11 protein-coding genes, 1 tRNA gene and 1 pseudogene are annotated in these 7,611 nt (G+C 66.5%); 6 read left to right on the top strand and 7 right to left on the bottom strand.

What is annotated here, in order from left to right:
* Positions 1-457: 457 nt before the first annotated feature.
* The 4 genes from MXD60_RS28190 to MXD60_RS28175 all read right to left on the bottom strand — a co-directional run bounded on the left by MXD60_RS28190 (position 458) and on the right by MXD60_RS28175 (position 2,940).
* The gene (locus tag MXD60_RS28190) at positions 458-757 is read right to left on the bottom strand and encodes a ribbon-helix-helix protein, CopG family (protein ID WP_248822731.1); all 300 of its coding nucleotides are present in this window, start codon (positions 755-757) and stop codon (positions 458-460) included.
* A complete protein-coding gene (locus MXD60_RS28185; RefSeq protein WP_248822730.1) occupies positions 754-963 on the bottom strand; it encodes a hypothetical protein in 210 nt (69 codons plus the stop codon). Before MXD60_RS28185 ends, MXD60_RS28190 begins: the two co-directional genes overlap by 4 nt.
* Positions 964-970: 7 nt before the next feature.
* Complete coding sequence (locus tag MXD60_RS28180) at positions 971-2,092, bottom strand: Mu transposase domain-containing protein (protein ID WP_248822729.1); 1,122 nt, start codon at positions 2,090-2,092, stop codon at positions 971-973.
* A gap of 119 nt (positions 2,093-2,211) precedes the next feature.
* On the bottom strand, positions 2,212-2,940 hold the full coding sequence (locus MXD60_RS28175; protein ID WP_248822728.1) for an SLATT domain-containing protein: 729 nt from the start codon (positions 2,938-2,940) through the stop codon (positions 2,212-2,214).
* A 189-nt stretch (positions 2,941-3,129) separates the two neighbouring features.
* On the opposite strand from MXD60_RS28175, the gene MXD60_RS28170 reads away from it, so the two are divergent.
* The gene (locus tag MXD60_RS28170) at positions 3,130-3,300 is read left to right on the top strand and encodes a hypothetical protein (protein WP_248822727.1); all 171 of its coding nucleotides are present in this window, start codon (positions 3,130-3,132) and stop codon (positions 3,298-3,300) included.
* Between the two features lie 27 nt (positions 3,301-3,327).
* Here the strand turns inward: MXD60_RS28170 and MXD60_RS28165 are convergent, their stop codons facing one another.
* Together MXD60_RS28165 and MXD60_RS28160 are read right to left on the bottom strand one after the other, a co-directional pair.
* Entirely contained in the window at positions 3,328-3,615 is a 288-nt protein-coding gene (locus tag MXD60_RS28165; protein WP_248822726.1) for an IS66 family transposase, read from the bottom strand.
* A gap of 84 nt (positions 3,616-3,699) precedes the next feature.
* Positions 3,700-4,236: a hypothetical protein gene (locus tag MXD60_RS28160; protein ID WP_248822725.1), complete on the bottom strand. Its 537-nt coding sequence runs from the start codon at positions 4,234-4,236 to the stop codon at positions 3,700-3,702.
* A gap of 107 nt (positions 4,237-4,343) precedes the next feature.
* On the opposite strand from MXD60_RS28160, the gene MXD60_RS28155 reads away from it, so the two are divergent.
* Together MXD60_RS28155 and MXD60_RS29165 are read left to right on the top strand one after the other, a co-directional pair.
* Positions 4,344-5,030 carry an endonuclease/exonuclease/phosphatase family protein gene (locus MXD60_RS28155; RefSeq protein ID WP_368861298.1) on the top strand — a complete coding sequence of 229 codons (687 nt, stop codon included), beginning with the start codon at positions 4,344-4,346 and terminating at the stop codon, positions 5,028-5,030.
* A gap of 59 nt (positions 5,031-5,089) precedes the next feature.
* A pseudogene (locus tag MXD60_RS29165) lies at positions 5,090-5,266 on the top strand (tyrosine-type recombinase/integrase); the annotation flags it as partial.
* A 140-nt stretch (positions 5,267-5,406) separates the two neighbouring features.
* Here the strand turns inward: MXD60_RS29165 and MXD60_RS28145 are convergent.
* Positions 5,407-5,502 (bottom strand) — tRNA-Arg (locus tag MXD60_RS28145).
* A gap of 170 nt (positions 5,503-5,672) precedes the next feature.
* On the opposite strand from MXD60_RS28145, the gene MXD60_RS28140 reads away from it, so the two are divergent.
* The 3 genes from MXD60_RS28140 (at position 5,673) to MXD60_RS28130 (ending at position 7,438) form a co-directional block, all read left to right on the top strand.
* Entirely contained in the window at positions 5,673-5,912 is a 240-nt protein-coding gene (locus MXD60_RS28140) for a DUF433 domain-containing protein (RefSeq protein WP_248822723.1), read from the top strand.
* The gene (locus tag MXD60_RS28135) at positions 5,909-6,271 is read left to right on the top strand and encodes a DUF5615 family PIN-like protein (protein WP_248822722.1); all 363 of its coding nucleotides are present in this window, start codon (positions 5,909-5,911) and stop codon (positions 6,269-6,271) included. The genes MXD60_RS28140 and MXD60_RS28135 overlap by 4 nt, the downstream gene beginning before the upstream one ends.
* 423 nt (positions 6,272-6,694) lie before the next feature.
* A complete protein-coding gene (locus MXD60_RS28130; RefSeq protein WP_248822721.1) occupies positions 6,695-7,438 on the top strand; it encodes a hypothetical protein in 744 nt (247 codons plus the stop codon).
* The last annotated feature ends 173 nt before the right edge of the window (positions 7,439-7,611 follow it).

Here is a 7,611-nt window from a genome sequence, read left to right as displayed (position 1 = left end):
ATGGCGGCAAGCCGGCCTGCATCGACCAGCAGAAGCTGGCACCGCTCGTGAAGCTACTCCCCGCCAGCTGACAGCGGTTCATCAGCGGTCCGACCGGCGGAGGCGGGGAGGCGGTCGAGCAGCACTCACCTCCGCCGAGCAGCGCGGGTTCCGGCACATCGTGAAGATCAGAGCCCCGCGCCGTGTGATCGGCTGCGGGGCTCTGACCTGTCTCAACCTGACGTGTGCCGGCAACGCACACAAAACATCCCCAACCGACGCCGCTACGGATTACGCACACCTACATGCTGTCCGCCAACAAGGGCCGATCCTCCGTCCGGCCCCAGCACCTTCGGTGTGATGCCGGCGGGCCCGCCCTCGCCCACGCGCGATCACCCAGATCGCAGCCCACGACCGACGATCCTCCACGGCCCCTGCGCACACCGCGGGGGCGCGGCCAGGTCTGACCGGTGACCGTTCACGCAACGTCAAGCCACGCGCGCAGCGCCTGGCGGATGACGTCGCTGGCGTTGGTGTGGTCGGCGTCGGCACGGGCGGCCAAAGCGGCGCGCAGATCTGGGTCGAGCCGGACGGGGACGACGTCCCCGGGCGCGGAGCCGAGCGGTCGCCTACCGCCACGTCGACGCAGAGCGGCAACGTCATAGCCGGTTTCAGCATCGGCGGCGAGTTCGTCGATCATGTCGGAGGTTACGGGTGCGCCGCGACGGGTGCGGCGCTCCTGCTCGTCAGCGGTCATCGTCATGTTCTCCCTGGTCACGGCAGGAGATCCCGATATTTGGGACGCATCCGCATCGCATGGATGATCAGTTCCGTGCCGTCGTCGAGGAGCAGGACGACGATCTCCAACAGGTTGCCCGACCTGGCCGGGCCGAGCCGCAGCTCCCGCCAGGGCGGTCCATCGTCGTCGAGAGAGTAGGCAACGAGATATCCCTCGACGGCATGGCGGATGTCCCCGTCGGCCACGCCATGCTTACGCGCCGACCGATGGATCTCTACCAGTCAATCGTAATACGAAACAGGTCGACTCGCTGAGCCGACACACCCCACTCGCCTGTCGGCGATGTGCCCGCCTGGTCGGGCCCGGATCCGATGCCGTGGAACTGATCGAGGTCTGCGGGCCCGCGGGAGCCGGGGTGTCGTCGAGGGGTGTGTTCTGGTCGGCCTCGGCGGCTTTGCGGGCCTCCAACGCGACCGCGTCGACGGTCAATGCGCCGGCGCGTAGCGCCGCGGCGAGGCCCGCGACGAGGTGTTCGGCGGGCAGGTGCCGGCCGAGCAGCAGCACCCCGATCAGCGCGCGGGTGCCCTCCTGATCGCCGTGGGCCTTGCGGGCCGCGGACCACCAGGCGTCGTGGACCGGGGTGAACTTCCCCGCCGCGCGGGCCTGTTCGAGCACCGTCGCTCCGGGCAGCGCGCCGGGTTTGCGCAGCAGCAGCTCCAGGTAGTGATCGAGTTCGAGGCGTGAGGTCAGCTTCCCGGACAGCCGTTCGTGGCGGGCGACCTCGGCCCGGCCGTCGTAGACGACGATCTCGGAGGCGCCGGCCTCGACCCGCAGCCGCCGGCCGATCAGCCGGGCCGGCACCGAGTAGCGGTTCGTGCGGACACTGATCTGGGCGTAGCGATCGACCCGGACCGTGGCCACGAGCGCTGTCGGGAACGGCTCGTCCGGCAGCGGGGCCAGCAGCGGCGCCTCGGTGGCGAAGTCGTCGGCGACGGTGCGCACCCGAGACCCGATCCGCCGGCCGTCCGCGGCGGCGTCCCAACGGTCGATCAGGGCGTTCAGCTCGGCGAGCGAGTCGACCTCGGGCACCGGGACCAGATGGTTGCGGCGGAACCAGCCGATATCGCCCTCGACCCCGCCCTTCTCGTGCGCTCCCTCGATCCCGGGCCGGCAGTAGAACGCCTCCAGCCCGTAGTGCGACCGGAACGCCGTCCACCGGGCCGTCTCGACCCGGCTGCGGTCCAGACCGAGCACCGTCGCGACCGCGGCCTTCAGGTTGTCGTAGCGGACCTTGCCCCGTGGCAGCCCGCCCAGGACCGAGAACGCGTGGACGTGCCCTTCCAGAAACGCCTCCTGCCCCGCCGAGGAGAACACCCTTCACCGCACTACGTCACGATGTCGCTCACGCGTCCTCGCTCAGAATACGGTTTCGGAATTGTCGGTGAGGTGAGAAAAGTCGCGATAGGCGTCAGTGATGGAGGGAACTCCATGAATTACTCCGGCGAACCGTCTGCTGCGGTGCGTACTACTGAGGAGTTCGTAGGTGCGTTGTGTTCACGCATCAACTCAAACATTCTGGACCCAGAAAGGTGCTGAATCTCCTCCATCTGGTCGACAAACGTACGAAATGATGCATCTCTCTCGCGTTCCGGTACTTCTTCCGCTTCATACCGGAACCGGCGAAGTGCTGTCGACATCTCGACGGCAATCGCATGGCTCTCGGCACCCAGACGCTGGTCTTGCAAGATCTGCTGAATGCCCTGCGCGAGTGCAGCCAGTGCGCCTAGCGCCGCCGCGATCCAGCCGGGAAACCGAGCGGCAACCACAACCGGCACCGCGGACGCGCAAGCGATTGCCCCGGCCGAGGTGGCAAAGTATCTACGCAGGCGAAAGTGAGCCATGCGACTATAACGCTCGGTCATTTTCTCGATTGATTCGAGATACGCGACTTGGTTCGGGCGCATGTCATCGGGACGGTACTTGTCCTCCCCATCGTAGGTTCCTACCAGGCCTGCTCCTTCTTCCTCTTCTTCGAGAAGTAGGGTTCGGCTGAAGATCGCGAACGCAATGGAAGGCAGCAGGACGTGGATGATCAACCTGGTGGGAAACACCCTGACCCGCCGGCGTGAGACGTCCGCGATTTCCGCCGCGAAAAAATCGGGATCGCGACGGAGGACTCCGTCACGGTTGGCGCGATGCAACGACTGGCGGTGGGTCTTCATCAGACTGCCTCCAATACGACCTTTGGTCTTCTGTTCACACGTGCCCCCAACGTGTCGCGGCACGATGATGCTCCCGGTACGAGGCTACCCGAGGAAGTCCGTTCCAACGAAACACGAACTTTCCAATCGGTTTCCTGGATCAGATCTACGGGAGCCGTCCGGAGCCATTTGTTTAGCCTGCGTCGGCCGGTGAGGTCTTCAGCTGAGCGCCTCGCCCCCCGCTTGGCGATCCGCCTGCTGCTGGAGGCGCTCGGCGTGCTGTTTCTTGACGGCGATGTGGCGCAGACTCTCCTGCAGTGCGGAGACCTCGCCGAGCCATTGCATGCGGCGGGCTTCGTCGAGCCGTTCGTAAGTGTGTAACTGGTCAGGTATCGCTTTGATCTTGGTTTAGCTGGTTGCGGGCATCCAGGGACGGCCCTCGGCGAGGTGGACGAGGGCGGGGAACAGCGGAATGCCGTGTTTGGTGGCGGTGGACAGGTAGCTTCGGATCGCGCAGAACTGGCGGGCGCCGGTGAGGGTGCGTAGGCAGCCGGATACTTTCTGCCGAAGTTTGATCATGTGGATGTCGCGTTCGCATCCGTTGTTGTCCGCGGGAACTCGCGGATCGTGGGTGAACCGCAGGTAGTCGGTTTCGCGGTCGATGAGCCTGCAGGCCAGGGCGTGGCGGGCGGCCATGAGTTTCGTGCCCCGCGGTGAGGTGAGGCCGGTAGTCGGTCGGCAGCCGATAGGTATGAAACCCGTGCTGGAGGGGAGCGGTGATCAGTCCTGGCCGGTGGAGTTGGCGGAGACGGCCCAGAAACGCAGGGACAGTGCGAGTATCCCGAACAGGACGAGAAAGACCACCTGCCAGCCGAGGTCGGTGCCGCCGGCCAGGGCGGTGCCCACGATGCTGAGGCTGGACAAGGCCATGACACCGAGCATGATGAAGAAGCCGATCCGGATGGCCTTCGCGGACCGGTGCTGGAAGCGGTAGAGCAGTAGGAGCCTGCCGCGGGGTACGGGGGACTGCACCTCGGCGGCACTCACCCGCGCGGACGCCTCGTCCAGCCAGCCCTGCGCCACCGCGGTCGCGTCCTGAAGGGTCTCGGGTGTGGTGGGCAGAAGCTGCCGGGCGGTCCACCATTCGACGGTGAACGCCACCTGGCGGGTGGCGTCCTCGAAGGCCAGCCGGCGGCGGTCTGCTCGTGATCGGCGTAGCCGCCAGTCCTGGACAAGCAGGCTTAGCACGCCGGCCAGGGCCGTCACGAGGGGAACCAGGACCGCGACGAAGACAGCAACGACGTCTTGCCTGTCCACCGACGCCTCCCTCTGTGTGATCGGCCGGGTCAGCATCGCCTTTCGGCTCTGCGCACAGCTACGGCGGGGCGAATCGTGGGCGCCGGCCGGTTACCTCCCGGCCTCACCTGTTCGAGTCTGACAGCCCGGACAAGCGGGAGCGGTACGGGCGGGTCGTGGAAGTCATCCGCGGTCTGGATGCGGATGTCCTCGCGGTCCAGGAGATCATCGCCCCGGACGTTGAAACGGCGGCGGCACGGCTGCGGACGTTGGCTGATGACAGCGGGATGGACTGTGCCTACGAGCCGGGCCGGGCCGCCATCGCGGCGGGCCGGCAGCGGTTTCACGTCGGGCTGCTGTGGAGGCCGGGGCTGACGGTGGTGCCGGGTTCGTTCCGGGTCTACGGGGCCGCCGACTTCTGGCACGCCCCTGCCCGGATCATCTTCGAGGTCGACGGGCGGTGGGTCCAGCACGCGAGCCACCGTGGGACGCCGTTCGGCCGTCACATGCGAGCCGATCAGATGGAGCGGGTCGTTGCCGTGATGACGAGGCCCGAGAACCGCCCACCCGGCCTGGTCGGCGCGGACTGGAACTGCATCGGCGCGGACCGGCGCACGGACGGTGCCTACTACGACGCTGACCCGTACGCGGACAGCGCCTGGTACGCGGATCTGATCTACCAGACCGTGTGGGGCTACGACGAGCAGGGACGCCGGCCGAGGAGTTCGGCGTCCTCTGGTGCGGAGGTGATCGCGATGGTGTCGGCGGCGGGAGCGGCGTGGCCACGGGCCGCGCGTTCGACGGCCGCGAGGTAGCCGCCGGCATCACCGCGCCGTGCCGCCACCGCGGGTAGCCCTCCACTAATAGTGATCACATGCGTCCGATCAGGTGTATGACCGCGGTGAGGCCGATGCCGAGCCAGTGCCCGGCCTCCCGCGACGGCCGGCATGTGGCCGCCACCCTCATGCATGGCGGCGGAGCGGACCTGAAGGTCATCCAGGAGACTCTCGGCCACTCTTCGCACGAGGTGACCGCGGACCTGTACACCTCGGTCCTCGACGAACGGGCCCGGGGCGCTGCGGAGGGAGCCGCCCGGCTCGTCCCCCGCAGCCCGAAGCCCGCGCACACCCCGCGCACACCAGCTATCGAACCAGGAGGTCACAGAGTGTCAAAACCACAGGTCAAACACAGTGCGCTCGGAGGGAATCGAACCCCCAACCTTCTGATCCGTAGTCAGATCTGGATATTCTGGTGACGTCCGCGAATGTCCGCCAAGTACGCAGGCGCCGGAACTGTCATTCCCTGATGTCCGCCGTCGTCCAAGGTTGTCCGCTTGCTCGGCTGTCGCTTTGGCTGTCACCGCTGCGACCGGGCGACCAGCGCGATCGATCGATCTCGGTTGGCCGCGGCCAGCAGGTAGACCGATCTCGACCCGTCATGCGGGCATACTGGTGTTCATGGAAGCTGACCTTCTCGCGCTGATCGTCGCCGATCCGGCTGTCGGTCACGGACAGGCGTGCATCCGAGGGAGCCGCGTGCCCGTCAGCGTCGTGCTCGACTGTCTGGCGGACGGCATGTCCGTCTCGGAGATCGTCACCGAGTATCCGTCGATCGACGGCTCGGGAGTGCGGGCGGCAGCCGCCTACGGCGCCCGGCTTGCCCGTGAGGAACTCGTACCGCTCCGCACGGCCCCGTGAAGGTCAAGCTCGACGAGGGCCTACCGGTCTCGCTGGCCGAACGCCTCGCCAAGTTCAACATCGACGCTGACACCGTGTTCAGTGAGCAGCTTGCGGGACGGACGGACCCCGAAGTGCTTGCCGCTGCAAGCGACGAGGGCCGGATCGTGTTCACCCTCGACCGCGGCTTCGGCAACGTCCGTGCCTATCCGCCCGGGTCTCACCGCGGGATCGTGGTGTTCCGCCTTGACGACCAGGCAGCCCGCACGGTGATCTCGGCGGTCGAAAACCTCGTCGCCCAGCACGATCTCGCTGACCTGGCTGATGCCATCACCGTGGTGCATCGCGGTCTGCTCCGCATCCGCCGCGAGGACAGCTGATTACCGTGTCGGAATTGCCAGCGCTGGCGGCAGCACTGAAGATCTTGAAAGCGGCAGAGCCCCGCACCTTGGATGGGGGCGCGGGGCTCTGACCTGTCTCAACCGTGCGTGCGCTCGGAGGGAATCGAACCCCCAACCTTCTGATCCGTAGAAAGACGGGCGCTATCCCAGACGGTGACGAATGATGCTCGTCTGGAACAGTCCATCCTGCTCGGAGCGCTCAACCTTGATGGGTGATCTCGATCCGTACCCGTTCGGGTTGACGGGTCCGCGCACACGTCGCGCACACCTCATGCGGCCCTCCCGGTCTCCGGTGGATCAGATCTCCTGGCTGCTTCATGCAAGGCCAGGATGGTGAGGCGCGCCACGGTCAAGCCCGCGCGTTCCCCGGCAGCATCAGCAGCCCACGCTGTGGGCCTGGTGATGAGCACGGTCGTCGGCCTTGCCTTCCTGTTCGGCTTCGGCAACGGGTGGACCCTCGCGCTGCGTCTGGGCGTTCCTGGCTACTTGGCGCCTCTCGTGGCTCCGGCCGTCGACCTGTCCGTGATCGGACTTCTGGTCGGCATCCGCATTCTCGTGATCTTCGACGTGGCCGAGGAGGTGCTCCGATCGGCACGGATACTCCTGATGTTCTGCAGGGCGGTGACACTTGCGTTGAATGTGGCCGAGCCGATCATCGCAAAGGAGTACGGAAAGGACGCTTTCGACGCGGTCGGCCCGATGCTCCTGATCGGCTGGGCGGAGGTGGGCCCGAGCCTCATGCAGGCGATGCGCGACATCGCGGCCCGCGACCAGAGAGTCACGACTACAAGTTCGACGGAGGCAACAGGACGGGGCGGCGACGACGCGGCACTTCAATGTGAGAGTCCGGCCGAATCGGAGCGTGAGGATGGTGCGTCGACAGCGGGTCCACAGAACCCGGATTTCCTTCCCGCCGGCGGTGATCCGCAAGATTTCGACGAACTCCTACCGCGTGCCTTGGACGCGGACTTCAAATACTGGCTCGAACACAGGCGTCCAATTCCAGCCGACAAGCTTGGAAAAATCCTCGGTGTCGGATCGACGAAGTCGAGGAAGCTCGTGGTGGAAATCCGAACGGCACGTCGGAAGATCATTAAAGATGCCATGATGATATCTATCAAAGAGATAGAGCCGCCAGGAGAGTAAGGGGTTTGTGGCTCTACGTGCTGGCCGGGTCGGGCGTTTGCGGAGCTTGCCGGCCCGACCGCAATCGCCGGCTAGATCACGTCGCAGAAGTAGGAATGCAGAAACGTCGGGGGGGGGGGGGGGGGGGGGGGGGGGGGGGGCGGCGGGGGGCGCCCCCCCGCGCGCGCCCCCCG

Source organism: Frankia sp. AgB32, assembly GCF_023243045.1.
GTDB lineage: Bacteria > Actinomycetota > Actinomycetes > Frankiales > Frankiaceae > Frankia.
The sequence above is the reverse complement of the archived record's forward strand: the minus strand, read 5'-3'. Positions and strand labels throughout refer to the sequence as shown.

Coding starts and splice junctions, on each gene's coding strand:
- MXD60_RS28140 (WP_248822723.1), top strand. CDS start 5,673: ATGGAAGCTGACCTTCTCGCGCTGATCGTCGCCGATCCGGCTGTCGGT.
- MXD60_RS28175 (WP_248822728.1), bottom strand. CDS start 2,940: ATGAAGACCCACCGCCAGTCGTTGCATCGCGCCAACCGTGACGGAGTC.
- MXD60_RS28130 (WP_248822721.1), top strand. CDS start 6,695: ATGAGCACGGTCGTCGGCCTTGCCTTCCTGTTCGGCTTCGGCAACGGG.
- MXD60_RS28165 (WP_248822726.1), bottom strand. CDS start 3,615: ATGGCCGCCCGCCACGCCCTGGCCTGCAGGCTCATCGACCGCGAAACC.